The sequence below is a fragment of the Mesorhizobium sp. CAU 1741 genome, assembly GCF_039839275.1.
GTDB lineage: Bacteria > Pseudomonadota > Alphaproteobacteria > Rhizobiales > Rhizobiaceae > Aerobium.
In genome coordinates this window covers 266,394-292,221 of record NZ_JBDOQP010000007.1, presented here as the reverse complement: position 1 = coordinate 292,221, position 25,828 = coordinate 266,394, and the positions used below count along the sequence as shown (strand labels likewise).

Sequence of the window (25,828 nt, the reverse complement as noted above, 5' to 3'; positions counted from 1 at the left end):
GTCAAACCCAAACGAGTGTCGCTCACGCGGCTCTCTAGATTTCTCCCAACTCCGCAAACAAAAGACACAAGCTCTCTCGTCGCCAGCAGCGTCGCCGCCGTCGTTGGTGAGGCGTATATAGGCCCCCGCCCCTCGAAGTGTCAACTGCGAACTTGGAGTTTTTTGAATTTTTTACGACAGTCCGGTGCCTGCGCAATCGGCAGGCAAAGCAATGACTTGTTCACCGGATGGGCAACGCAGCGGAAAGCCACAATGGAGCCCCATTCGGCGCCTACCTGCGGGAACGAACCTGCCTCGCGTGCTCTATAGCCAACGGGGACGAAACTCCCACTAAAGAGAGGGGTGCGCGGCTGGCTTCGTTGACTTGACGCGCCTTGACAGGCAATTGTCATGGCGCTGAACAAATCAGATGTACGCCTGAGGGGAAACAGCCGTTCTGCGATGCAGCCCATCGACGACACCATAGCCGCGCTCGGCAATGAACCGCCGCTGGTCGCCGATGGCCGGGCAGGTCCCCCGGACCGTCGCGAGGTGTCCGCGCGCTGGCTTTCTGGCACCTTTCTTACCGGCATCACCTCGAGCTTCCTGATGGGCGTGGCGTTGGTGGCCGCTCTCGATGGTCGCGAAATGCTCGCCACGCCGCCCGAGATTCTGAGCATCCAGCGCCTTGGCGCGTCGGCAGACAGCGGCGAAGCCGCCAAGACCGCGCGTGTCGTGCCGCCCCGCTCGCTGAGCAAGACGAGCGACCGGCGGCGGATGGAAGTTTCCACCATGATGACGGTGGGCGATCGCGAGGTGGTTCGCACGCTCCCATTCGTCCAGGTCAACATGGCGCTTGCGGCCGGCCATACCACCAGCCGCTCCTATCCGCCCTTCGATCCGCTTGAGGTGTTTTCCGAAGAAGGTGCCGCCCCGGCGATCGCCGCGGCCAATACCGGCGTCATCTACGGCGCCAAGGTCGACAGCGAGGTCAGCCTCCGCACGATCGACTTTCCGATGGAGACCGAAGTGTTCGACGAAAGCAGCGCGCTTTCGGCGGACGAAGTGGAGACGGTCGTGCGCAATACCGGCGCGATCCTCACCGAAGGCGACGTTCAGGTGGCCGCGCTTCACTATGTCGATCCGCAGCGCTTCGGCGACACGCTGGCAACGCAGACCCTTGGCGCTTCCTACGGCATCCGCATCGTGCCGGAGAACGTCTCGATCGCGCCGCGCGAAGGCGACGAGGGCGAGAGCGAATATGCCGAAGACATCATCCCTTTCCTGGTCGAAAGGGAGATCGCCGACGCCATGGACGAAGCCGGCTATGCCGGTGCCGACGCGGACGGCATGGCGGAAGCGTTTTCGAAGCTGCTCAACGCGACGTCGCTTGACCCCGGCCACGTGCTGCGGCTCGGCATCGAGACGCGCAGCGACATGAGCCGCATCGTGCGCGCCAGCATCTACAATGACCGTACCCATGTTCTGACCATCGCGCTCGACGACAAGGAGCAGTATGTCAGGGGCAGCGAGCCCGAACCGAACCCGGCCGTGCTCAGCGCCTTCGACGTCAATCCGCCGGTCGTGCGCACCCGTGGCGATCTGCCGACCATCTATGACGGCATCTATCGCGCTGCCTTTTCCTACGGCCTTTCGCGCCACATGACGCGCCAGATCGTCAAGCTGCTCGCCTCCGATCTGGATTTCCAGGCGAGGCTCAATCCGACGGATCGCCTCGACGTCTTCTTCTCGCAGCCAAATGACGAAGACCAGGCCTCCGACACGTCGGAACTGCTTTACGTCCACGCCAATTTCGGTGGTGTTTCCCGCACTTTCTATCGTTTCCAGATGGAAGACGGCTCGGTCGACTATTTCGACCAGGAAGGCCGCAGCGCACGCCAGTTCCTGTTGCGCACCGCGGTCCCGAACGGGCGCTTCACATCCGGGTTCGGCGGTCGCCGTCATCCCGTGCTTGGCTACACCCGCATGCATACCGGCGTCGATTGGGCCGCCCCGCGCGGCACGCCGATCATCGCGACTGGCAATGGCGTGGTGGAGAAGGCGGGCTGGAGCGGTGGCTATGGCCGCCAGACCATCATTCGCCACGCCAATGGCTACAAGACGTCCTACAATCACCAAAGCGCGATCGCCGAAGGTGTCGCCGAAGGTGCGCGGGTGCGCCAGGGCCAGGTGATCGGCTATGTCGGGTCAACCGGCCTGTCCACCGGCAACCATCTCCACTACGAGTTGATCGTCAACGGGACCAAGGTCGACCCGATGCGGGTGCGCCTTCCGGTCGAAAAGGTGCTCAAGGCAGAGGATCTGGAAGCGTTTCTGCGCGAGCGCGAGCGCATCGACGAGCTGCTGAGCGATGAGCAGCCGGGGCTGAAACTGGCAAGCGCAAAGGTTGACGAACAGCGGTAGCGGAGCGTCCCACCGGTACACTCCGCTGGCGGGCAGCCCTCTTCTACTCCACGAACTCGACCGTCGCACCGACCTCGACCATCTGAGCCAGTTCACGCGCATCCCAGTTTGTCAGGCGGATGCAGCCGTTGGATTCGGTCTTGCCGATCTGCGATGGCTCCGGCGTCCCGTGGATGCCATAGGTCGGCTTCGAGAGTGCGATCCATACCGTTCCCACAGGCCCATTCGGTCCAGGTGGAATCGTCAGCACCTTGGTGTTGTCACCCTGCTGGAAATTGATCTTCGGGTTGTAAGTGTATTGCGGGTCGAGCGCGATTCTCTCGACATTGTGCGTGCCCGTCGGCGACGGCGTCGCGGCCGAGCCGATCGTCGAGGGATAGACGGCCACGAGCGCTCCATCGGTATCATAGGCCCTGACCTGCTTCCGGCCCTTGTCGGCAATGATGCGCATGACCGTGCCGCTGCGGGCCTCGCCGATATTGACGACCTTGATCACCGTACCCGGCCGGTCGAAATTCACGCCGGGGTTAAGGGAGCGCAGATAGCGCTCGTCCATGTGAAAACGCTCTGCAAGCATCTCCGCGACGGAGATGTAGCCCATTCGCTCCATACGCGATTTTTCGCCGTAGTCGGACGGGATTGACGCCACATAGGGGCCGGCAACATCAGTCGGCGTGATCTCGTATGTCGTGAAGGGGTCGCCGCCGGTTGCCGCGAGCTCTGCCTCGATGAACTCGGTGTCGTAAGTGCGCAGCGTCTTTCCCGTCAGCGCCCGATACCCGTCTATCGCCTTGTTGACGTTGTCGCCGATACGCCCGTCGATCACGCCTGGAGAGGCTCCCGCGCGGTCAAGCAGTATCTGGATCTTCGCCACGTCTTCCGTTGCGTCGAGACGGCCGATCTGCGGCGGCTGCGTCACGTCCGGAAGTGCCGATGGCGACGCATCATCGATGATGACGTCGCCGTTGGTGTTTGGCGCTGGCAGTTCCGCGATCGACGGCGTGCCCAAGGGGACGCGCTCGACCTGATCGTTGACCGGGGGCTGGAGAGGCTCCTGCCAGGGTTCTTCACGAACCACATCGTCGCCATAGCCACCGAACCCGTCCGGGCTTTCGCGGAAATCGGGGCCGGGCGCGGCACGGTAGTCACGATAATCTGGAAACTGGTCGCCGTAGGGCTCGCGCTCGAGCTCCTGAAGGCGACGCTCGCGGCGCAATTGAGCGTCGTAGTCGCGCTGGTCGAGGTAGTATCCATCCTGCCGGCGTGAATCGCCCCAGTTCTCACGGGGCCGCACGCCGAATTCCCGTACCGACCCGCGCGGCTCGCGTACAGCGACGACCTCGCCGGTATAGATATCAACCAGCACCTCACGACCATATCGATCGTAGAAGACCTCGACCTCGCGCGTCTGCGCTCCCGCCTGCATGCTAAGGCACAAGCTCGCCACTGCCGTCCACGAGAGTAACCTGCCGATCATACCTGTCTGTCCCACGCTGCTGAATCTCGGTCCCGATGCTGCACCATGCGACATGAACGGGACATGAAAATGGCGAAGTTACTGATCGCACCGGCTGATTCATGCGCGAGGCGCGGAGTTTCTCCGCGCCTCGCGCTTGCTTCGACTGGAGTGCCGCCCGTCAGGCCGCTTGTTCCGCCGCCAACGGCTCTACCGCCCTTTCTCGCGACCGGAAGTTCAGCCGGTCGGACCCGGCGGTGATCTTCACGATCGAGCCATCGAGCACGTCGCCGAGCAGAATCTTCTCTGCCAGCGGGTCCTGAAGCTCCTTCTGGATGACGCGCTTGAGCGGCCGTGCGCCATAGGCTGGATCGTAGCCCTTGCTGGCCAGCCATTCTATGGCATCGCCATCCAGTTCGAGCTCGATCTTGCGGTCCGCCAGAAGTGCCTCCAGGCGCTTGAGCTGGATTTCCACGATCTGGCCCATGTCCTGGCGGCGCAGCCGGTGGAACAGGATCACTTCGTCGACGCGGTTGAGGAACTCCGGCCGGAACGCGGTCTTCACGACTGACATGACGTCATCACGGACCTTGTCGACGTCGTCGTTCTCTCCGAGCGAGACAAGGTACTCCGCCCCCAGGTTCGACGTCATGATGATGAGCGTATTGCGGAAATCGACGGTACGGCCCTGCCCGTCCGTCAGACGGCCGTCATCGAGCACCTGGAGGAGCACATTGAAGACGTCGGGATGCGCCTTTTCGATCTCGTCGAACAGCACGACCTGGTACGGCCTGCGGCGTACGGCTTCCGTCAGAGCCCCGCCTTCCTCGTAGCCGACATAGCCCGGAGGTGCGCCGATAAGCCGGGCTACGGAGTGCTTCTCCATATACTCGGACATGTCGATACGCGCCATCGCGGTGTCGTCGTCGAACAGGAAGGACGCGAGAGCCTTGGTGAGTTCCGTCTTGCCGACGCCAGTGGGGCCGAGGAAGATGAACGAGCCGATCGGCCGGTTCGGGTCCTGCAACCCGGCACGCGCGCGCCTCACCGCCTTCGACACCGCCTGGACGGCCTCGCCCTGGCCGACCACGCGCTTGCCGATCTCGTCTTCCATGCGCAGCAGCTTTTCGCGCTCGCCCTCGAGCATTCTGTCGACCGGTATGCCGGTCCAGCGCGACACGATCTGTGCCACGTGGCTCGGCGTCACGGCTTCCTCGACCATCGACGCAGCCGTCGCTTCGCGCGTTTCGGCTTCCACGAGCTTCTTCTCGAGCTCTGGAATCCGGCCATAGGCCAACTCGCCAGCCTTGGCGAATTCGCCGCGACGTTGCGCAATCGCAAGCTCGTTGCGGGCATCGTCGAGCTGCTTCTTGAGGTCGGCGGCAAGGCCGAGCTTCTGCTTTTCGGCCTGCCATTTGGCCGTCATTTCACCCGAAAGTTCCTCGAGTTCGGCCAACTCCTTTTCGAGTCGGACCAGACGGTCCCGGGAAGCCTCGTCCTTTTCCTTGTTGAGAGCCTCGCGCTCGATTTTGAGCTGCATGATGCGGCGATCGATCTCGTCCAGTTCCTCGGGCTTGGAGTCGACCTGCATGCGCAGCCGAGCGGCCGCCTCATCCATCAGGTCGATCGCCTTGTCAGGCAGGAAACGATCGGTGATGTATCGATTGGAGAGCGTCGCAGCCGACACCAGCGCGGCATCCTGGATACGCACCTTGTGGTGCTGCTCGTACTTCTCCTTGATGCCGCGCAGGATCGAGATCGTGTCCTCCACGGTCGGCTCTTCCACGAATACCGGCTGGAACCGGCGGGCGAGCGCGGCATCCTTCTCGATATATTTGCGGTATTCGTCGAGCGTGGTCGCGCCGACGCAGTGCAGTTCACCGCGCGCCAGGGCTGGTTTCAGCAGGTTCGACGCGTCCATCGCGCCATCGGCCTTGCCCGCGCCGACCAGCGTATGCATCTCGTCGATGAAGAGGATGATGCCGCCATCGGCCGACGTGACCTCGGAAAGCACTGCCTTCAGCCGCTCCTCGAACTCGCCGCGATACTTGGCACCCGCGATCAGCGAGCCCATGTCGAGCGCCATCAACTGCTTGTCCTTCAACGATTCCGGCACGTCGCCATTGACGATGCGCAGGGCGAGGCCTTCGGCAATCGCGGTCTTGCCAACGCCGGGCTCACCAATCAGGACGGGGTTGTTCTTGGTACGCCGCGACAGAACCTGGATCGCACGGCGGATCTCGTCGTCGCGTCCGATAACGGGATCGAGCTTGCCGGCGCGCGCATCGGCCGTCAGGTCGCGCGCATACTTCTTCAGCGCGTCGTAACCCTGCTCGGCCGAGGCCGAGTCGGCCGTCCGGCCTTTGCGAATGTCTTCGATGACCTTGTTGAGCGCGGTCGGCGTGACGCCGGCCTTGGCGAGAATGTCGGCCGTCTTGGCGGACTTCTCCATCGCGAGTGCCGTGAGTAGCCGCTCAACCGTCACGAAGGAATCCCCGGCCTTCTTGGCCAGTTCCTCCGCAGTCGAAAAGACCTTAGCGAGCGGCTGCGCCAGGTAGAGCTGGCCGTTTCCGCCTTCAACCTTCGGCAGCGCCTCGAGCGCGGCGTCTACGCCCAGCCGGGCGTCCTTGGAGCTGCCACCGGCGCGGTCGATCAGCGAGGCGGCAAACCCTTCCTCGTCGTCGATCAGAACCTTGAGCAAGTGTTCTGGCACAAATTGCTGGTGGTTGCGTGAGAGCGCTATCGTCTGGGCAGCCTGGATGAAGCCCCGAACGCGCTCGGAATATTTTTCAATGTTCATCTGCGTCTCCGTTCCCTCACCGGCCCTTTCGTCGGCACCGGATCAGACAATAGGTGACGGACCCCCTGGCGCAATGACGGATGTCAAAGACCGTTGCGGCAGGTCCACATGACGCGGATATGGGTATTTGTTCCCAACGCCTCAAGACTGGCACGCTACCGACGAACGAAAAACGGCGGGCCGAAGCCCGCCGTTTTCGAATTCATCTTGAAAGGCGCCTACTGGGCCGCCTCGGTCACCGGTTCGTCGCTTCCGGACGACGGCTCTTCCTCGTTCGGTGCGGCACCATCTTCGCCGGCCTTCACCCGAGGACGACGTGGACGCCGGGGCTTGCGCGGCGCCGCCTGCGCCTCTTCCGTGTCGTCGCCATTGTCGGCTTCGGTCTTCGCCTTGGCCCGGCCACGCGGTGCGTTTTCGCTCCGGGGAGCGTCGTCGCGCGATTCCTGGCCGGAATTGCCCTGCTGGTTCAGCGCCACTTCCGCAGGCACGCCCTCGATCACCGGCTGTGGGCCGGAACCGTCGGAACGGGCATGCTGGTGCTGCTGGCGATCCTGCTCGCCCGAGTTTGGCTGGTTGTTGCCGCCGCCCTCGTCACCATCATCGTCCATGTCGTCATCATCGCGATTGTCGCGCTGCTGCGGCTGCGGCATCTGCGCCTGCGCCGCCATGATGATGCGATTGTAGTGCTCGGCATGCTGGAGATAGTTTTCAGCCATCACCCGATCGCCGGAGCTTTGTGCGTCGCGCGCCAAAGTCGTGTATTTTTCGGCGATCTGCTGGGCGGATCCGCGGATTTTCACGTCCGGTCCGTTGCTCTCATAGCTGCGCGTCAGCGGATTGGGACCCTTGCGGCCGCCATTGTTGTTATTGTTATTATTATTGTTGTTACTGCCGCCGCGTCCGCGCATGCGCCTGTTCTGCTGTGGCCTCATTCGTATCTCTTCATGTTGAGAATGATCTTCCGTCGGAGCGGCGACATCATGCGCCAGCTTCACGTTTCATATTGACGACCAGCCGCATGAATCGCGTCATCGCCACGTCAATTCCCATCCCGGTTCATGTCGTTTGCCGGACGAGCCCCGCACGAAGCTGAGCGTCGTCTACGCAAGAAGGCAGCTTTTCCCTTGGGAACCGAATCGATAACAGCACTGCCTGCTTCGTCTCATCCGGTAGCGGGAAACTATCTTCAATCTCCATGCTTGCCAAGCGCTTTTTTGCACTGCGCCATGGGCGGGTTGCTAGCCGAAGGCAAGAGCTCTGGTCGTTCCGCTAAGGTCCTGAGCCGCGCCAAACAACTGGAAACCTTGGCTTGCGAAGATCGCCTTTACCGCCTCTTCCTGGTCGTATCCGATCTCGACTGCGACGAACCCGTCGGTGTGAAGATGGCGTCGCGCGCCTTCGGCGATCATGCGGTAAGGTGCCAGACCGTCTGGCCCACCATCGAGCGCGGCAAGCGGATCATGTTCCCGCACTTCGCGCTCAAGCGATGAAATCATCATCGACGGTATATAGGGCGGATTTGAGACGATTGCGTGAAAACTGCCCTTCACATCGTCGAACCAGTTCGATTTTGCCACGTCGAACCGCCCTGCGTTGCCGCTCATATTGGCATTGCGCGTCGCCGTCGCAAGGGCATCGAGCGAAATATCCGTCGCCACGGCGACAGCGCGGGGCTCTTCTCGCAGCAGCGCAAGCGCCACTGCGCCCGTGCCCGTGCCGAGATCGAGGATGCGGCACGCCCCATGCCGATCGGCGGCAGCGCGGACGCGCGGCAGCGCCAGATCGACCAGCGTCTCCGTATCCGGCCGTGGCTCCAGCGTGCCTTCCGAAAGAGCCAATGTCATGCCGTAGAATTCCCGGCTTCCGATGATGCGATATGGCGGCTCCCCCGCCAGCCGCCGTTCCATCGCAGCCAGAAGAGCGGCCATCTGTGCCGGTGGCACATGGCGTCCCGGATCTGTCATCGCGTCGGCTCTCGTTGTAGCGGTGATGTGCTCGACCAGCAGGCGCGCATCCAGCGCCGCTTCCTTCACCCCTCCCTCGTCGAACCTGGCGCGCAAATGGCGAACAACCGCGCCGAGCTCGGCGGATGGCAACTCGGCCATCCTCAGTGCATCTCACTCAATAGCTTCGACTGATAGTCCGAGATCAAAGCGTCGATGATCTCGTCGAGTTCGCCGACCATCACCCGGTCGAGCTTGTAGAGCGTCAGGTTGATTCGGTGGTCCGTCACCCGCCCTTGCGGGAAATTGTACGTGCGGATGCGCTCCGAGCGGTCGCCGGAACCAACCTGGAGACGCCGCGCCTCCGAACGCTCTCCCGCCGCCTTCTCGCGCTCCATGTCGTACAGTCGCGCACGCAGGATCTGCATTGCCTTGGCCCTGTTCTGGTGCTGCGACTTCTCGGCTGACACCACCATGATGCCGGTGGGCAGGTGCGTGATGCGCACGGCCGAGTCGGTCGTGTTGACGTGCTGCCCGCCAGCGCCCGAAGCACGCATCGTGTCGATGCGGATGTCCTCGGTGCGGATGTCGATGTCGACGTCCTCCGCCTCCGGCAGCACCGCCACCGTTGCTGCGGAGGTGTGGATGCGGCCACCGCCCTCCGTTTCGGGCACGCGCTGGACACGGTGCACGCCCGACTCGAACTTGAGATGTGCGAAGACGCCCTTGCCGGAAACGGTTGCTATGACCTCCTTGAAGCCGCCGACCTCGCCCTCGCTTGCCGAGACCAGCTCGAAGCGCCAGCCTCTCGCGGACGCGTAGCGTTCATACATCCGGTAGAGATCGCCGGCGAAAAGCGCCGCTTCGTCGCCGCCGGTGCCGGCGCGGATTTCGAGGATCGCGTTCTTCTCGTCGGCCGCATCCTTGGGCAGGAGCAGGATCTGGATTTCCTGCTGCAGACTCTCGATCCGATCTTCAACCTCCGGCAGGTCGGCATCGGCAAGCGCACGCATCTCGGCATCGATGCTCTTGTCGGCAAGCATCGATTTGAGGTCGGCGCGCTCGTCTTCCGCGGCCCGCAGCTCCCGGATCTTCGCGGCCATCTCCTGAAGTTCCGAATATTCGGACGCCAGCTTCACATAGACATCGGGTTCCGGCCCGGCAGCCATCTGCACCTCGATGAGCTCGAAGCGTTTCAGGACCTGGTCCATCCGGTCGCGGGGCAATTCAGTCATCTGATGTCCGTCAAAGTGGGATGTCGTGCTCTTCTGCAAAGGCGTGCAGCATGGCGCGCACATCGACTTCGCTGGAAGGTGCATCGAGTGTTTCGTGCATGCGCGCCGCCAGCGCGTCGAGCGGCAGCTCCGTCAGCATGGCCTTGACCGGGCCGATCGCCGCCGGAGACATCGATATCGAACGATACCCGATGCCAAGCAAGGCCATGGCCGATACCGGGCGTCCCGCCAACTCGCCGCACAAGGTCACCGGCGTACCGGTCTTCTCGCCGGCGCGAACGATCTGACGCAGCAGCCGCAGGAACGGCACTGAGATTGGATCGAAACGCCCTGCGAGTTGTGTGTTGCCGCGATCCGTCGCCGTGACGAACTGGAACAGGTCGTTCGAGCCCACCGACACGAAGTCCACCACCGCCATCAGCTCTTCGAGCTGCCACAACAGCGACGGCACCTCGATCATTGCCCCGAGCTTCAGCTTTGTCGGCAGGTGATGCGCGAAACGCGACAGATGGCGGACTTCCTTGTCGATGATTTCGCGCGCCTGGCGAATTTCGGAAATTTCGGTGACCATGGGCAGCATGATGCGCAACTCGCGGCCGCCCGCCGCCTTCAGCAGCGCCCTCACCTGTGTGCGCAGCAGGCCGGGCCGGTCGAGCGTCAGGCGCACGGCACGCCAGCCAAGCGCCGGGTTCTCCTCCTGCGCCGCCCCCTTGAAATAGGGCAGCACCTTGTCGCCGCCGATGTCGATCGTGCGGAACGTCACGGCCTTGTCGCGCGCCGCATCGAGCACGTCGCGGTAGAGCCGCTCCTGAGCCTCTGCACGCGGAAACGTGGAGGCGACCATGAACTGCAGTTCGGTACGGAAAAGTCCGATGCCGGCCGCGCCCGATTCGGCGAGCTGAGGCAGGTCGACGGCCAGACCGGCATTCATCATCAGGTCGATGTGCTCACCGTCCTTGGTCACCGAGGGACGCTTGCGCAGTTCTCGGAACAGTTCCTGCCGGCGAGCGCGGAACCGCACCTTCTCGGCATAGGCGGCCTCGACGTCGGACTGCGGCCGCAGGTGGACCACGCCGTCGTCGCCGTCGACGATCACCGCATCCCCCTTCTCCGACATGGAGACGGCGCCCTTCATCTGGCCCGCGACGGGGATCCCCATCGCACGCGCCACGATGACCACATGGCTCGTGATCGCGCCTTCCTCGAGCACGAGGCCGCGCAGCTTGTCGCGCGGATAGTCGAGTAGCTCCGCCGCGCCCATCGACCGCGCCACCAGGATCGCATCGCGCGGCAGCGAATTGGCGAGCGCCTCCGGCCCATGCCCGAGCAGCATGCGCAACAGGCGGTTGGCAAGGTCGTCGAAATCGCTCATCCGCTCGCGCAGATACGGATCGGTCATGTGCATCATGCGCGCGCGCATGTCGCTCTGCACCTTCTCGACCGCCGCTTCCGCCGTCAGACCGTTGCGGATCGCTTCTTCCAGCCGGCGCACCCAACCACGGTCGTTGGCGAACATGCGGTAGGCTTCCAACACCTCGCGATGCTCGCCCTCGAACGCCACCTCGCGGCGAGACAGCATGTCGTCGATCGACAGGCGCAGCGAGCTCAGGGCACCTTCCAGCCTGACCAGTTCCTCGTCGCTGTCCTCGTTGAACAGGTTGGTGACGACGATGCGCGGCTCGTGCAGCACCACGTGGCCAAGTCCGACACCCTCGTTGAAGGACATGCCGCGCATGGTGACCGGCCGCGACAGGTCGAGTTCGAGCCCCGGGCGCGTCAGCCGCGAAAGATCGCCAGACGCGATCATCTCGGCGATCACCATCGCCGTCGTTTCCAGCGCCTCGACCTCGTCCTCGCGATATTGCCGCATGGTGCGGTTCTGCACGACGAGCACCCCGAGCGTTCGGCCGGCGCGCAGAACAGGCACACCGAGGAACGAATTGTAGATCTCCTCGCCCGTCTCCGGCAGGTAGGCGAAGGCGGGGTGCTTCTGCGCCTCGGAAAGATTGAGTGCCCGGGCGCTGGCGGCGATGGTGCCGACAAGGCCCTCCCCGAGGCGCAATTGCGCAAGGTGGACGGCCCCGGGATTGAGACCCTCGGTTGCGTAGAGTTCGAGAACCGAATCAGCGCGCAGCACGTAGAGCGAGCAGACTTCGGCGACCATATTGAGCGCGATGTGATGCACGATGCGGTCGAGCCGGGCCTGCGGCTCAAGCGGTTCCGCCATGAGCTCGCGAAGCCGTCTCAGCAATAGGCGCGGACCTGCGGCCGTATCACGCATGGTGGCTTCTCTCTCTCCAACGCCTACAGGACGGCCTGGCCCCGGCAAAACGCCCGTGGCCACCGTCCCGTCCGGCTATGCCGGGGTGGTTCGTCGTCTACTGCTTATCGAGACCGTAGACGGAATGCAAAGTGCGAACCGCAAGTTCGGTATAGGGGCCGTCGATCAGAATGGAAATCTTGATCTCCGATGTGGTGATCGCCCTTATGTTGATTCCCTTTTCCGACAGCGCGCGGAACGCGCTCGCCGCGACGCCGGCATGGCTGCGCATGCCGATGCCGATGACGGAGACCTTCGACATGCCGTCATCGTGCTGCACCACGTCGTAACCGACCTTCTCCTTGCCCTTTTCGAGCACCGCAAGCGCCTTGGCGACGTCGCCAGACGGCACTGTGAAGGTCATGTCGGTGTAGCTGCCGTCCTCGGAGATGTTCTGGACGATCATGTCGACATTGATGTTGGCCTCGGCCAGGGGGCCGAAGATGCCGGCCGCCACGCCGGGCCGGTCTGCGACGCGGCGCAGCGAGATCTGCGCCTCATCCTTGGCATAGGCGATGCCGGTGACGACTTGCTGTTCCACGATTTCATCCTCGTCGCAAATGAGGGTCCCGGGCGGATTGTCGAAATCGCCCATACCGGGCGCGTCCGGGTCCTCGAAGGAAGAACGCACGAAAGTGCGCACCTTGTGCACCATTGCAAGCTCGACCGAGCGCACCTGCAGCACCTTCGCGCCCAGTGACGCCATTTCGAGCATTTCCTCGAAGGAGATTCGCGCCAGGCGCCGGGCCTTCGGTTCGATGCGCGGATCGGTCGTGTAGACGCCGTCCACGTCGGTGTAGATGTCACAGCGATCGGCATTGACGGCCGCCGCTATGGCCACGGCGCTGGTGTCAGAGCCCCCGCGTCCCAGTGTCGAAATGCGGTTGTCGGGCGCGATGCCCTGGAAACCGGCGATCACGGCGACCTGGCCCTCGGAAAAGCGCTGGATCAGGAACGACCCGTCGATATCGGCGATGCGCGCCGCACCGTGCGAGGTGTCCGTCTTCAGCGGAATCTGCCATCCTTGCCATGACCGGGCGTGCACGCCCATCGCCTGCAGCACCAGCGCGAGTAGGCCGGCCGTGACCTGTTCGCCGGATGCCACGACGGCATCGTATTCGCGCGCGTCGTAGATGTTGAAGTTCGATCCCTCGGCCTTCGAGGCATCCTGCACCCAGCCGACGAGTTCGTTGGTCTTGCCCGCCATGGCGGACACGATGACAGCGACTTCATGGCCGGCATCGACCTCGCGTTTGACATGACGCGCCACATTGCGGATGCGGGCGATGTCGGCGACCGAAGTACCGCCGAATTTCATCACGATGCGCGCCATGGAAGCGACAGGCCCCTGCTATGCGACCGAGGCTTGGATTCCCCCGGAATATTCAATGGATGGCGCCTCTATGGATCAGGCGCGAATGCGCGGCTTCCTTACCCAAATCCGCATGCCTTCGCAAGCGAGGCAGAAGCTGCGTCTTGACTTTCCTCTGCCGCTCTACGACTTGATTGCGTCGAAGGAGACCACTCATGCCTGAAGCCCGACGAACGACCATCGACGCCGGCGAAGTCGAGCGTTTCTCCGCAATGGCGGCCGAATGGTGGAATCCGAACGGCAAGTTCCGGCCGCTGCACAAGTTCAACCCCGTGCGTCTGGCCTATATCCGCGATCAGGTCGCAAGTCATTTCGGCCGCGACCCGCGTTCCGCCAAGCCGCTGGCAGGCCTGAAAATTCTCGACATCGGCTGCGGTGGCGGCCTACTGTGCGAGCCGATGGCCCGGCTTGGGGCCGAAGTGGTGGGCGCCGATGCCTCGGAAACCAACATCGAGGTGGCCAAGCTTCATGCCTCGCAGTCCAGCGTGAAGATCGACTATCGCGCCACGACCGCCGAGGCCCTGGCCGAAGCGGGCGAACAGTTCGACGTGGTCCTCAACATGGAAGTCGTCGAGCACGTCGCCGATGTCGATTTCTTCGTCGCCAAATGCGCCGACATGGTGAAGCCCGGCGGCATCATGTTCGTTGCCACGATCAACCGCACGCTCAAGGCGCTGGGGCTGGCGATCGTCGGCGCGGAATACGTGCTTCGCTGGCTGCCGCGCGGCACGCACCAATACGGCAAGCTGGTCAAGCCGGAAGAGCTGGAACGCGCCCTCGGTGGAGCCGGAATGACAATCACCGACCGTACCGGCGTGACCTACAACCCGCTCTCCGACCGCTGGCAGCGCTCGAAGGACATGGACGTCAACTACATGGTGCTGGCACACAAGCCTGCGCAGTAGCGGTTCATCCCGCGGCTTGCGCCTTTGTGGTCATCGTAACGCCGGCGACGATGACCGCCGCGCCAAGCCATGTCAGGGCGCTGTAGCTCTCACCCAGGAAGACCGTTCCGGAAAACAGCCCGACGGCGGCCCCGACATAGCCGATCTGGCTGAGATAGATCGGGCCGCCCACTGCCTGCAGCCGAAAGAAGAAGGCAAACATCGCTGCCGCCGCCGCTGCCTGCAGGAAAGCGAGCACCGGAACGTTCGATAGAGCGCCGATGTCGGGCAAGGTGCCGGTTGCAAGGATCACGCCAAGCAGCATCAGCGCCGACGCCAGATGGCTGCCGGCGGCAAGCTCGAGGGGATCGGCGCCCTTTGGCCAGTCCCACGTCCTGTAGACGTTGCCTGCGGCCAGGAAAAAGGGAATAGCGAGCCCCATGGCGACCCAGCCCAGCGAGGCTGGCTGCCCCGCCTCGCCGCGTGTCAGCGCCACGGTGAGCGCACCGGCAAATCCCACGAGTATGCCTGCGACGCCAAGCCCGCTCGGCCGCCGCATGCGCAGGAGGATGGATAGAACCAGCGTCAGCATCGGCGTCAGCGTGAACATGATTCCGACATAACCGGCACCAAGCCGTGGCATCGCGGAAAACATCAGCACGTTCGGGATCGCGTAGGAAAGGGCTGCCACCACGACGAAGTAGCGCACTCGCGCGATATCGAGCCGGGTGCGGCCGCCGAGCGCCACAAACGCCCCTAGCAGCACCACACCCGCGCCAACCGAAATCAGCAGCGACCAGACCACCGCCGCCACGCCAGCCGCCCCGGCGAGCTTGCCGAACGGCAGCGATAGACCCAGCAGCCCACCCGTGACGAGAAGCAGGCCGATCGCCGAGTTCCAGATGAAACTCACTTCGTGTTCCGGTCCCGCATCAATTCTGGTCGTCCGGGAATACCGGCAAGGGCATGAACTCGACGCCATCCTCGACCAGGCTCCGCGCTTCCTCGAGGGTCGCTTCACCATAGATGCCACGCGCCTCGGTCTCTCCGAAGTGGATGCGGCGCGCTTCCTCGGCGAATTTCTCGCCGACATAATCGGCGCTGCTGCGCGCCTCGTCCGCCAGCGCCTTCAATTGCGCCAGCGCCTTGCGCTGCTGCTCGCCCATGGCGAAGGCAACCTTTTCCTGCTTGCGGGTCGTCGAGACCGCCGGCGCCATAAGCGCCTTGTCCACCTTGGCAGAATGGCACACGGGGCACGAGACGAAACCGCGCTTCTTCTGGAGGTCGAAGTCGTCGCCATTGCGGAACCAGCCGTCGAACTCGTGCTCGGCGTCGCAGATGAGTGTGTAGCGGATCATGCCTGTTTGCGCTCCGGCTCGCCGCCAACGACCTCGACCGCGAAATCGCGCGCGTTCTTGAGGTTCGGAACCTTGCCTCGCGCTTGCGCCGAAGCCGCCGGATCGATATCGGCCACGATGACGGCCGGTTCGTCGTGGTCAGCCTCTGCAATGATGCGGCCCCACGGATCGACGATCAGCGAGTGGCCATAGGTTTCCCTGCCGTCTTCATGCAGCCCACCCTGGGCCGCCGAGATGACGTAAGCGCCGTTCTCGATCGCGCGAGCCCGCTGCAGCACGTGCCAATGTGCCTCGCCGGTCTGGCGCGTGAAGGCGGCGGGCATCGTCAGCACCTGCGCGCCGGCAAGCGCCTGTGCCCGAAAAAGCTGCGGAAAGCGCACGTCGTAGCACACGGCCATGCCGAGCCGCCCGAACGGCAGATCGACCAGAGTGCTTGCCTGGCCCGGCTCATAGGTCGAGGATTCGCGCCAGCTCTCGCCATTGTCGAGATCGACGTCGAACATGTGGATCTTGTCGTAGACGGCGAGCTTTCCGCCGTCCGGACCAAAGATGAAGCCACGGTTCGCCACCTTGCCGTCCGGCCGGGCGATCGCCGTCGAGCCCACGTGAAGATGGATGCCAAGAGCCTTGGCAAGTTCCGACGCCTTCAATGCGATCGGGTCTTCCTCCTCCGACTTCAGGGTCTCCTTGAGCATCGCACGGTCGCGCATCAATCCACCGGTCATTTCGGGGGATTGCACGTAGGTCGCGCCTTTTTCGACCGCTTCGCGCACGAGGGCCTCGAAATCGGACGCATTGCGCTGTGGGTCCATGCCCGAGCGCATCTGCAGCGCCGCCACCCTTGTCATGGTCATCGTGTCGTCTTCCTGTCTAGGTCTGTGACTGGCTTGCCAGAAGCGCGTCGAGACGACCCTCGCGCTCGAGCGCGTGCAGCTCGTCTGAACCGCCGACATGGTAGTCGCCGACGAATATCTGCGGGAATGTGCTGCGGCCGTTCGCACGACCGATCATTTCCTGACGCAACTCCGGCGAGAAACTCGCGTCGTGTTCCGTGTAGGCCACGCCCTTGACTTCGAGCAGCCGTTTCGCCGCAGCGCAGTATCCGCACATCATGCGCGTATAGATGGTGACTTCGCTCATGCTTCCACTCGCTTGTGTATACGCATCATATAGTCGGTGGATCGTCCGGCAGGAAGTCCCCCGGCAGAACACGTGCGAATGTGAGCACGTCGACGGCGCTCGCACCGCCCCGTTTCAGCGCTTTCGTTACCGCCGATACGGTCACCCCGGTGGTGTACACATCGTCGACGAGCAGCACACGCCTTCCCCGAACCCGAATCTCCTCCCCGTCGGGCACCTTGAACGCGCCGCGCACATTGTCCTCGCGCTCGCGCGCGCCCAGGCCCACCTGGCTTCGGGTCGATTTGATACGCACGATCGCCTGGGGCGCGAAAGGCTTGCCGGCCGCAAAAGAGATCGCGCGCGCCAGTTCCGCCGACTGGTTGAACCGCCGCCACAGGAAGCGTTGTCGATGCAGGGGCACGGGCACGATCACCTCCGCATCGGCGACGAGCGCGCCGCCGACGCGCATCATCCAGCGCGCCATCCACGGTGCGAGCTCTGTGCGGTCGGCGAATTTGAGGTTGTGCACCATCTGCCTTGCAACCCCGGAATAGACGACCGCGGCGCGTGCTCTGGCAAACGGCGGCGGGTTGGCAATCGCGTCCGCTGACAGGATGCCTTCGCCCATATCGTGCGTGAACGGGGTACCGAGCACCTCGCACCATGGTCGTTCGATGAACCGCAGCTTCGGCCAGCAATGACCGCACAGCGTACCGGGGCTGGAGACCATGCGCCGGCAACCGGCACAGATCGGCGGAAACAGCACGCGCTCCGGCAGGGCCTTCAGGCCCGCAATCCATCTCTTGAACTCGACGGCGCGATCGGTCACGAGAAATCCCACCCAAACCACACCATATCAGACTTGTGGCCACGTCCGCACGTACCATCGCGCCAGGGAGCAACCATGGAACCCATCTTCGATCTCGAAAGCGGCAGCGCGCGCAAGGCGAGGGCTCGACGCATCGCCGACGCGGGCGCCGGATTCTTGATGCAGCGGGCGGCGGAAGACCTGGACGACAGGCTTGCCGCGGTCGAACGGCGCTTCGACAAGGCCGCCGCCTTGTATTGCCAGACACCGGCCGCCGCGAATGTGCTGGCCAGATCGCCGAAGGTGAAAAACGTGGTCCGCGTCGAAGCCGACGTTTCGCTCGTAGGCGGCGAAGGTCTCGTGGCAACCGACGAACTGCTGCCCTTCGAACCGGAGAGCCTCGATCTCGTCGTCTCGCTGCATTCGCTGCACGAGGTGAACGACCTTCCCGGCATGCTGATCCAGATCCGGCGCTCGTTGCGCCCGGACGGGCTGTTCCTCGCCTGCTTGGCGGGTGCGGGCACCCTGGCCGAGTTGCGCGAGGCACTGCTGCTGGCCGAGACTGAACTGCATGGTGGCGTCAGCCCTCGCGTGTTCCCGTTCACGGATGTGCGCGACGCCGGCGCCCTCCTCCAACGCGCCGGATTTGCGCTCCCTGTGGCCGATCATGAAAGTGTCACCGTCCGCTACGACAGCATGTTCGACCTGATGCGCGATCTGCGGGCGATGGGTGCGACGAACACACTTGCAGCGCGTAGCCGCCGTCCCGCGTCACGCGCGCTCTTCATGCGGGCTGCGCAAATCTACGCTGAGCGGTTCTCGGATCCGGACGGACGGATTCGCGCGACATTCGCGACAATCTGGCTGTCGGGCTGGGCGCCACACGCATCGCAACAGCAGCCGCTCAAGCCCGGAAGCGGCAAGGTGTCACTGGCGAAAGTGCTTGGGGACTCTACTGAAGATCGCTGAAAATCCCCGGTTCACTGACCGGCGTTCTTGATGATCTCCGCCTTCGTTTCGAAGTTGCCCTGCATGATGTCGACGGCCTGGCTGAAGCCGCCGATAATGACAAGCGAAAGAACGGCGACTATGAGGCCATATTCGAGAGCCGTGGCACCGCGCCTGTCTTGATGGAACTTCTTCAACATTGGTCGCATATCCAAGCAAAGTGCGCCCTTCACGCGCTGTGCCCGGACACTAGCAACAGCGGTGACTATAAAAAGTTAACGTGCTCGGGCAGGACTCAGCAATCGCCGGTACGCATGCCGTTTTCACGGATCACGCACACCGAATTGGGTGTCGGCTGCAGCACGCTACGCCGCACGACATAGGTGCCGGAGCTTCGCTGGCCGACGGTGCCGGTTGCCATCATGTCGAGGCCGGGCGGATATGCGCCTTGCGGATAGGGCGAAAAGGCCATGTCGTCGGCCTTCTGCTCGACGATCGGTGTCAGGATGAGAGCCAGTGCAACGGCGGCCGAGCCAAAAAGCAACGTGACACGCAATGCTCCCATGCCCGCTTCGCCCACGCCGCGTCCGCGATTAGATCGCGGCGCTTCCCAGTCATCATCGATCGCCATCGTTGCGTTGCATCCCTGTTGCCCGTCGATGGCTCAATCTTTCATCATTGGCTAAAGGATTGCTTAACGATGATGACCCCGCCGATCGCTACAGAAGGTCGATGAGGAACGGGATCAACGGTGCGTCCGCGGGCGGCATGTCGTAGTCGCGCAAGCGTGCGGGACGGACCCACTTGAGACCCTGGTGCTCGCGCGCTTGCGGTTCTCCCCAGAACCGCCGGCAGACGAACAGCGGCATCAGCAGGTTGAACGTGTCGTAGGCATGGCTCGCGAATGTCAGCGGGGCGAGGCAGGCCACCTTGGTTTCGATGCCCAGTTCTTCCTGAAGTTCGCGCACCACCGTCTCCTCGGGCGTTTCGCCCGGCTCGACCTTGCCGCCGGGAAACTCCCAAAGACCGGCCAGTTGCTTGCCCTCGGGACGCTGGGCGATGAGCACGCGCCCGTCCGCGTCGATCAGCGCGCAGGCGGCCACCAGCAGCAGCTTTTTCGGTGCGGGCGCGCTCATGCCAATTGTCCTCTGCTCGCCGGCTGGCGAGGCTGCCGGTAATGGTAGCGATAGACCTCCTCGAAGCCCATCGACCTGTAGAGGCCGATCGCGGCTCCATTGTCTGCCTCGACCTGCAGCCACGCCCGGCGCGCACCCTGCGAGTGGGCCCACTTCAGGGCCGACAGCAGCATCCTGCGGCCATGGCCCTTGCCGCGCTGGCTCGCTTCGGTTGCAACCTCGAACAGCCCGGCCAGGTCGCCATCGCGAACGCAGATCGCCGTCGACACAGGCACGCCACGCTGCTCGTGCACGAAAAGCCCCTTCTGTGGCTGGATGCCGTTGATCACCTCCGACAGTCCTGCGCGCAGCCCGGTATCCAGATTTCGAATGGCGATCGCGGCGTTGATGAAGCGACCGATGTCCTTGAGCGGAATCTGGTCCATAGCCTCGCCGAGCAGAGCGTCGTTCAATGGAACCCGCATGACCAGCGATTCCGAAAAGCTTTGCCATCCCGCTTCGTCGAGATGGCTCCGGATGCCATGGCCTGAAAGTGGCGACATGCGAAATGTCAGCGGTCGCCCGTAAGCATCGAAGCGCCGGCCGAGCCGGGCAATGCGTTCGGTGAGGTTACCATCATCGCCCGGGTCGAGCGGGTTGATCGAGTTCAGCCGTTTTGCCGGATGGCCGGCCGTCAGGCGCACTGCCCATGCACCGTCATAGTGCACCGAGGTCGCGGGCCATGCCCTGGCGCCTGCGGCCTCGAAACGACGCACCACGGAGAGGTTGGGAGCCTGCCTGCTTCGCTCGGTCATCTGCCTGCCCGACGCGTCAGCTTCGATAATCGCCGTTGATGGCGACGTATTCCTTCGTGAGGTCGCAGGTCCACACTGTCGCCTTGCCGCGCCCGATCCCCAAATCCACCGTGATCACGATCTCGTCGCGCTTCATGTAGGCGGAGGTATCCGCTTCCGAATAGTCGGGGTCGCGTTCGCCTTCGCGCGCGACACGAATATCGCCGAACCAGATCGAAAGCAGGTCGCGGTCGGCTGGTTCGCCGGCCTTGCCGACAGCCATCACGACGCGGCCCCAATTTGCGTCCTCGCCTGCGACCGCCGTCTTCACCAGAGGGGAATTGGCGATCGACAGCGCGATCCGCTTGGCCGAACGGGCCGATTTCGCGCCCGTCACACTGATTTCGACCTGCTTGCGCGCACCCTCTCCATCACGCACAACCTGGAGCGCGAGGTTCTTGAGCATCTTGTTGAGCGCGCGGCGGAACTGCGCCAGGCGCGCGTCCTTCGGATCGGATATGCGCGGGGCACCAAGTTTCCCCGCCGCGCCGGTGGCAAACAGCATCAGCGTGTCGCTGGTCGACGTATCGCTGTCGACCGTGACGGCGTTGAACGTCTTGCCCACCCCCTTGGACAGCATGTCCTGGAGAACCGGAGCGTCGATTGGCGCATCGGTGGCGATGAACGACAGCATCGTCGCCATGTCCGGTGCGATCATCCCGGCGCCCTTGGCGATGCCGTTGAGCGTGACATCCGCCTCGCCCAGCTTCACCGTTGCCGTCGCGTATTTCGGGTAGGTGTCGGTGGTCATGATCGCCTTGCCGGCCTCCGTCCAGAGGCCCGGCTCGGCATTGGCGACGAGGTCACCGAGTAGATGCGAGAATTTCCCGGCATCGAGCGGTTCGCCGATCACCCCCGTGGAAGCAAGAAACACCTCGCCGTCGGTGCATCCGGCCGCCTTGCTGGCGGCCGAGGCCGTCAGCGACGTCGTCTCACGGCCCTTCTTGCCGGTGAAGGCGTTGGCATTGCCGGAATTGACCACCAGGATCCGAGCACTGCCGCCGCCAAGGTTCTGGCGGCACATCTCGACCGGGGCAGACGGACACAGCGAGCGCGTGAAGACGCCGGCGACGCTCGTGCCCTCGTCGAACACCATGGCAAGCAGGTCGGTACGGTTCTTGTACTTTATGCCGGCCTGGGCGGTGGCGATCCGGACGCCGCCGATCGGCGGCATCTTCGGTTGTTTCTTGGGAGCAAGGGGCGAAACGGCGTCTGACATGGCTGGAATCCCGGCTCTTTAGATCACTCGTCGGCAGCCGGTGCTTCTTCGGCAGGCGCTGCTTCGGCCGGAGCCTCGCCCGCGGGTGCCGGTTCAGCGGCTGGCTCGATGGCAGCCTTGAGTTCTGGGTCCGAGATGTCGATCTCCGCCCCTTGGCGCAGGTCCTCGAGCGTATCCATGTAGGTCTGGCGCAGCAGCACGGAACGGAACTGCTCCTGCACCTCTTCGAATGCCGGCGGCTGCTGCTCACGCTTGTCCTCGACCTTGATGACATGCCAGCCGAACTGCGTCTGGATCGGCTCGGCGGAATGCGCGCCGACTTCCATCGCGAAGGCCGCCTGCTCGAACTCCGGCACCATCTGGCCGGGCCCGAAATAGCCGAGATCGCCACCCTGCGCAGCCGCGCCGTCCTGCGACTTCTCCTTGGCGATCGCCTCGAAGTCGCCCCCCTCATCGAGCTGCTCGATGACCGCGACAGCCTCTTCCTCGGTCGGCACCAGGATGTGACGCGCACGCACTTCCTCGCGGGCCGGCATCGCCGAAACCTGCTCGTCATAGGCGGCGCGCACCGCCTCGTCGGTTACCTTCGAGGCGATCTGCTCGTCGATATACGTGCTGTGGAGTGCGCGCTGGCGCAGCATGTCCATGCGGCGCTGGAACTCCTCGGTATCACCGAGCCCTTCGCTCTCGGCCTGCGCGGCCAGAAGGCGGATCTCGATCACGGCCGAAAGCGCCGCAGCGCGACGCTGCTCTGCCGGAAGCTGGGCAAACTGCTGGCCCAGGTCGGCCATCGCGATCTCCAGGTCTGCCTCGGTCACCGGCTGTCCGTTGACCGTGGCGACGACGGCGTCGTCCTGCGCCCATGCGGTGCCGGCCAGAACGGTCATTGCCGCGGCCGCGCCAATGCGAACGATCGACAGGCGACGGAACGGATTCATCATAGATTTGTCTCCAGTATGGGATTGCCGAGCGGCGGTTGTCAGCTTCTCAAACCAGCCAAAATGTGGCGATTTTCCGCTCGCTTCCTGCCGGGCGTGCAACGTTGACATCGCCGGTGCCCCCTCTTATCTGTCCTTCGACTTGGCGTCCAGAAGCGATTTTGCGGCGCTTTTCTTCTGTTTTTCCGGCCCGCAGGACATATCTGAAGCGGGCAATGCCGCGGCGATGCCCGGTGCTTCACTCTGAAAGGACCTTTTATGGTCAGCTTTGGCGCTCTGGCACGCAAGATTTTCGGCTCTTCCAACGATCGCCGCATCAAGGGTTTCCGGCCCCAGATCGAAGCCATCAACGCGCTGGAGAAAGACCTCGAGGCGCTGTCGGACGAAGCGCTGCGCGCCCGCACTGATCAGTTCCGAAAGGAGATCGCCGACGGCAAGTCGCTTGACGATCTTCTCGTCCCCGCATTCGCCACCGTGCGCGAGGCATCCAAGCGCGCTCTTGGCATGCGGCCTTTCGACGTCCAGTTGATCGGCGGCATCGTGCTTCATGGTGGCTCGATCTCGGAGATGCGGACAGGCGAAGGCAAGACGCTGGTCGCCACCCTTCCCGTCTATCTCAACGCGCTTTCCGGCAAGGGCGTGCACGTCGTCACCGTGAACGACTATCTCGCCCGCCGCGACGCCGAGTGGATGGCCAAGGTCTACAGTTTCCTCGGGCTGAGCACCGGCATCATCGTGCATGGCCTGTCCGACGAAGAACGCAAGGCCGCCTACGCCTGCGACATCACCTACGCGACCAACAATGAGCTGGGCTTCGACTACCTGCGCGACAACATGAAGTACGAGCGGGTCCAGATGGTCCAGCGCGGACACAATTTCGCGATCGTCGACGAGGTCGACTCCATCCTCATTGATGAGGCCCGCACGCCGCTCATCATTTCGGGTCCGCTGGAAGACCGTTCCGAACTCTACACCGCGATCGACACATACATCCCCCGCCTCGAAGAGGCCGACTACGAGATTGACGAGAAGCAGCGCACGGCGACCTTCACCGAGGAGGGTACGGAAAAGCTCGAGAACATGCTGCGCGAAGCCGGCATGCTGAAGGGCGAGTCGCTCTACGACATCGAAAACGTCGCGATCGTCCACCACGTCAACAATGCGCTCAAGGCGCATCGGCTCTTCCAGCGCGATAAGGACTATATCGTGCGCAACGACGAAGTCGTCATTATCGACGAGTTCACCGGCCGCATGATGCCCGGACGCCGCTTTTCGGAAGGCCTGCATCAGGCGCTGGAAGCCAAGGAACACGTCAAGATCCACCCCGAGAACCAGACGCTCGCCTCGATCACCTTCCAGAACTATTTCCGCATGTACGGCAAACTTGCCGGCATGACCGGCACCGCGCAGACCGAGGCCGAGGAGTTCGGCAACATCTACGGGCTCGACGTGTCTGAAATCCCGACCAATGTCCCCGTCGCCCGCCTTGACGAGGACGACGAGGTCTACCGAACCGTCGAGGAGAAGTTCAAGGCGATCGTGCGCGAGATCCGCGACGCTCATTCAAAGGGTCAGCCGACTCTCGTCGGCACCACATCGATCGAGAAATCGGAATACCTGGCGGAACGTCTTCGCCAGGAAGGCTTCCAGGACTTCCAGGTATTGAACGCCCGCCACCATGAGCAGGAGGCCTGGATCGTGGCGCAGGCGGGCCGTCCGGGATCGATCACCATCGCCACCAACATGGCCGGCCGCGGCACCGACATCCAGCTCGGCGGCAATGCCGACATGCGCATCGCACAGGAACTCGGCGACATGCCCGAGGGCGCGGAGCGCGAGGCGAAGGAAAAGGCGATCCGCGAGGACGTCCAGAAGCTGAAGGAACAGGCCCTGGCCGCCGGCGGCCTTTACGTGCTCGCCACCGAACGCCACGAAAGCCGGCGCATCGACAACCAGCTTCGCGGCCGCTCCGGCCGCCAGGGCGATCCCGGTCGCTCCAAGTTCTTCCTGTCGCTTCAGGACGACCTGATGCGCATCTTCGGCTCCGAGCGCATGGACACCATGCTGCAGAAGCTGGGGCTCAAGGAAGACGAAGCCATCATCCACCCCTGGATCAACAAGGCTCTCGAGAAGGCACAGAAGAAGGTCGAGGCGCGCAACTTCGACATCCGCAAGAACCTCCTCAAATACGACGACGTCATGAACGACCAGCGCAAGGTGGTGTTCGAGCAGCGTATTGAGCTTATGGACGGCGGCAACCTCGGCGATACGATCGCGGAAATGCGCCAGGACGTCGTCGAGGACCTCGTCGCCAAGCACATTCCCGAGACGGCCTATGCCGAGCAGTGGGACATGGACGCCTTGCAGGAAGGCGTGCGCACCACGCTCAACCTCGATCTTCCGGTCCACGATTGGGCCCGGGAAGAAGGCATCGACGAAGAGCAGATCCGCGAGCGCATCATGGAGGCCGCCAATACCGCTGCGGCCCAGCGCGCCGAGCGCTTCGGCCCCGACATCATGGCCTATGTCGAGAAGTCGATCGTGCTGCAGACGCTCGACCATCTATGGCGCGAGCATCTGGTCAACCTCGACCATCTGCGTTCGATCGTCGGCTTCCGCGGCTATGCGCAACGCGACCCGCTGCAGGAATACAAGACCGAGGCGTTCGAGCTGTTCCAGGCGATGCTGGGCAATCTTCGCCAGGTCGTCACGGCACAGCTCATGCGGGTCGAACTCGTGCGCGAGGCGGCTGACGCGCCGCCGCCCCAGGCACCTCAGCAACTGCGCGGCGAGCACATTGACGCGACGACTGGCGAAGACGATTTTGGCGACGGCGAACTGGCGGTCGCGCCCGCCGACGCACGCATCGTTCCCGCCGAGGACCGCGACCCTGCCGATCCCTCGACATGGGGTAAGGTCGGCCGCAATGAGGCCTGCCCGTGCGGCTCCGGCAAGAAATACAAGCACTGCCACGGCACGTTCGCCTGACAGCGGCCACACGCGGATGATGCGTCTCATCGTTTCTTAAACAAACCGCGCTAAGCGTCTTTCTT

22 protein-coding genes are annotated in these 25,828 nt (G+C 63.6%); 4 read left to right on the top strand and 18 right to left on the bottom strand.

Annotation, left to right across the window (positions count from 1 at the left end; translation table 11 throughout):
* Positions 1–441 precede the first annotated feature (441 nt).
* Positions 442–2,403, top strand: coding sequence for a M23 family metallopeptidase (locus AAFN84_RS23910; protein WP_347517230.1), 1,962 nt, complete (start codon positions 442–444; stop codon positions 2,401–2,403).
* Between the two features lie 43 nt (positions 2,404–2,446).
* On the opposite strand, the gene AAFN84_RS23905 is transcribed toward AAFN84_RS23910, so the two are convergent.
* From AAFN84_RS23905 to AAFN84_RS23875, 7 genes are all read right to left on the bottom strand, one after another.
* The gene (locus tag AAFN84_RS23905) at positions 2,447–3,829 is read right to left on the bottom strand and encodes a L,D-transpeptidase (protein ID WP_347517229.1); all 1,383 of its coding nucleotides are present in this window, start codon (positions 3,827–3,829) and stop codon (positions 2,447–2,449) included.
* Positions 3,830–4,040: 211 nt separating this feature from the next.
* Positions 4,041–6,659 carry an ATP-dependent chaperone ClpB gene (gene clpB / locus AAFN84_RS23900; RefSeq protein ID WP_347517228.1) on the bottom strand — a complete coding sequence of 873 codons (2,619 nt, stop codon included), beginning with the start codon at positions 6,657–6,659 and terminating at the stop codon, positions 4,041–4,043.
* 218 nt (positions 6,660–6,877) lie between these two features.
* Positions 6,878–7,591 carry a DUF4167 domain-containing protein gene (locus tag AAFN84_RS23895; protein ID WP_347517227.1) on the bottom strand — a complete coding sequence of 238 codons (714 nt, stop codon included), beginning with the start codon at positions 7,589–7,591 and terminating at the stop codon, positions 6,878–6,880.
* Positions 7,592–7,897: 306 nt separating this feature from the next.
* On the bottom strand, positions 7,898–8,764 hold the full coding sequence (prmC, locus tag AAFN84_RS23890) for a peptide chain release factor N(5)-glutamine methyltransferase (RefSeq protein WP_347517226.1): 867 nt from the start codon (positions 8,762–8,764) through the stop codon (positions 7,898–7,900).
* Positions 8,765–8,766: 2 nt separating this feature from the next.
* Positions 8,767–9,837 (bottom strand): peptide chain release factor 1, encoded by a 1,071-nt coding sequence (prfA, locus tag AAFN84_RS23885; RefSeq protein ID WP_347517225.1) that lies wholly within the window; start codon positions 9,835–9,837, stop codon positions 8,767–8,769.
* A 10-nt stretch (positions 9,838–9,847) separates the two neighbouring features.
* Entirely contained in the window at positions 9,848–12,118 is a 2,271-nt protein-coding gene (gene ptsP / locus AAFN84_RS23880) for a phosphoenolpyruvate--protein phosphotransferase (protein ID WP_347517224.1), read from the bottom strand.
* Positions 12,119–12,215: 97 nt separating this feature from the next.
* Positions 12,216–13,490 carry an aspartate kinase gene (locus tag AAFN84_RS23875; protein ID WP_347517223.1) on the bottom strand — a complete coding sequence of 425 codons (1,275 nt, stop codon included), beginning with the start codon at positions 13,488–13,490 and terminating at the stop codon, positions 12,216–12,218.
* A gap of 194 nt (positions 13,491–13,684) precedes the next feature.
* Here AAFN84_RS23875 and ubiG point away from each other — a divergent pair, with 194 nt between their 5' ends.
* Positions 13,685–14,434, top strand: a complete 750-nt coding sequence (gene ubiG / locus AAFN84_RS23870; RefSeq protein ID WP_347517222.1) for a bifunctional 2-polyprenyl-6-hydroxyphenol methylase/3-demethylubiquinol 3-O-methyltransferase UbiG — start codon at positions 13,685–13,687, stop codon at positions 14,432–14,434.
* Between the two features lie 4 nt (positions 14,435–14,438).
* On the opposite strand, the gene AAFN84_RS23865 is transcribed toward ubiG, so the two are convergent.
* From AAFN84_RS23865 to AAFN84_RS23845, 5 genes are read right to left on the bottom strand one after another with little or no spacing between them, the layout of a single operon-like run.
* Positions 14,439–15,326 carry a DMT family transporter gene (locus AAFN84_RS23865; protein WP_347517221.1) on the bottom strand — a complete coding sequence of 296 codons (888 nt, stop codon included), beginning with the start codon at positions 15,324–15,326 and terminating at the stop codon, positions 14,439–14,441.
* A 19-nt stretch (positions 15,327–15,345) separates the two neighbouring features.
* The gene (locus tag AAFN84_RS23860) at positions 15,346–15,771 is read right to left on the bottom strand and encodes a DUF1178 family protein (RefSeq protein ID WP_347517220.1); all 426 of its coding nucleotides are present in this window, start codon (positions 15,769–15,771) and stop codon (positions 15,346–15,348) included.
* Positions 15,768–16,625 carry a carbon-nitrogen hydrolase family protein gene (locus tag AAFN84_RS23855; RefSeq protein ID WP_347517219.1) on the bottom strand — a complete coding sequence of 286 codons (858 nt, stop codon included), beginning with the start codon at positions 16,623–16,625 and terminating at the stop codon, positions 15,768–15,770. The genes AAFN84_RS23860 and AAFN84_RS23855 overlap by 4 nt, the downstream gene beginning before the upstream one ends.
* Before the next feature lie 16 nt (positions 16,626–16,641).
* Positions 16,642–16,911 carry a glutaredoxin 3 gene (gene grxC / locus AAFN84_RS23850; RefSeq protein ID WP_347517218.1) on the bottom strand — a complete coding sequence of 90 codons (270 nt, stop codon included), beginning with the start codon at positions 16,909–16,911 and terminating at the stop codon, positions 16,642–16,644.
* Between the two features lie 25 nt (positions 16,912–16,936).
* Positions 16,937–17,689, bottom strand: a complete 753-nt coding sequence (locus AAFN84_RS23845) for a ComF family protein (protein WP_347517245.1) — start codon at positions 17,687–17,689, stop codon at positions 16,937–16,939.
* A gap of 108 nt (positions 17,690–17,797) precedes the next feature.
* Here AAFN84_RS23845 and AAFN84_RS23840 point away from each other — a divergent pair, with 108 nt between their 5' ends.
* Positions 17,798–18,670, top strand: a complete 873-nt coding sequence (locus tag AAFN84_RS23840; RefSeq protein ID WP_347517217.1) for a methyltransferase domain-containing protein — start codon at positions 17,798–17,800, stop codon at positions 18,668–18,670.
* Between the two features lie 11 nt (positions 18,671–18,681).
* Here AAFN84_RS23840 and AAFN84_RS23835 read toward each other — a convergent pair whose 3' ends face one another.
* From AAFN84_RS23835 to AAFN84_RS23810, 6 genes are all read right to left on the bottom strand, one after another.
* Entirely contained in the window at positions 18,682–18,849 is a 168-nt protein-coding gene (locus AAFN84_RS23835) for a Flp family type IVb pilin (RefSeq protein ID WP_347517216.1), read from the bottom strand.
* 95 nt (positions 18,850–18,944) lie between these two features.
* Positions 18,945–19,280 carry a hypothetical protein gene (locus AAFN84_RS23830; protein ID WP_347517215.1) on the bottom strand — a complete coding sequence of 112 codons (336 nt, stop codon included), beginning with the start codon at positions 19,278–19,280 and terminating at the stop codon, positions 18,945–18,947.
* Between the two features lie 88 nt (positions 19,281–19,368).
* Positions 19,369–19,785 (bottom strand): 8-oxo-dGTP diphosphatase MutT, encoded by a 417-nt coding sequence (gene mutT / locus AAFN84_RS23825; RefSeq protein ID WP_347517214.1) that lies wholly within the window; start codon positions 19,783–19,785, stop codon positions 19,369–19,371.
* Positions 19,782–20,579 carry a GNAT family N-acetyltransferase gene (locus AAFN84_RS23820; protein ID WP_347517213.1) on the bottom strand — a complete coding sequence of 266 codons (798 nt, stop codon included), beginning with the start codon at positions 20,577–20,579 and terminating at the stop codon, positions 19,782–19,784. Before AAFN84_RS23820 ends, mutT begins: the two co-directional genes overlap by 4 nt.
* 16 nt (positions 20,580–20,595) lie before the next feature.
* Entirely contained in the window at positions 20,596–21,837 is a 1,242-nt protein-coding gene (argJ, locus tag AAFN84_RS23815; RefSeq protein WP_347517212.1) for a bifunctional glutamate N-acetyltransferase/amino-acid acetyltransferase ArgJ, read from the bottom strand.
* A gap of 23 nt (positions 21,838–21,860) precedes the next feature.
* Positions 21,861–22,778 (bottom strand): peptidylprolyl isomerase, encoded by a 918-nt coding sequence (locus tag AAFN84_RS23810; protein ID WP_347517211.1) that lies wholly within the window; start codon positions 22,776–22,778, stop codon positions 21,861–21,863.
* Positions 22,779–23,033: 255 nt separating this feature from the next.
* Here AAFN84_RS23810 and secA point away from each other — a divergent pair, with 255 nt between their 5' ends.
* Positions 23,034–25,763 carry a preprotein translocase subunit SecA gene (secA, locus tag AAFN84_RS23805; protein ID WP_347517210.1) on the top strand — a complete coding sequence of 910 codons (2,730 nt, stop codon included), beginning with the start codon at positions 23,034–23,036 and terminating at the stop codon, positions 25,761–25,763.
* Positions 25,764–25,828: the final 65 nt, after the last annotated feature.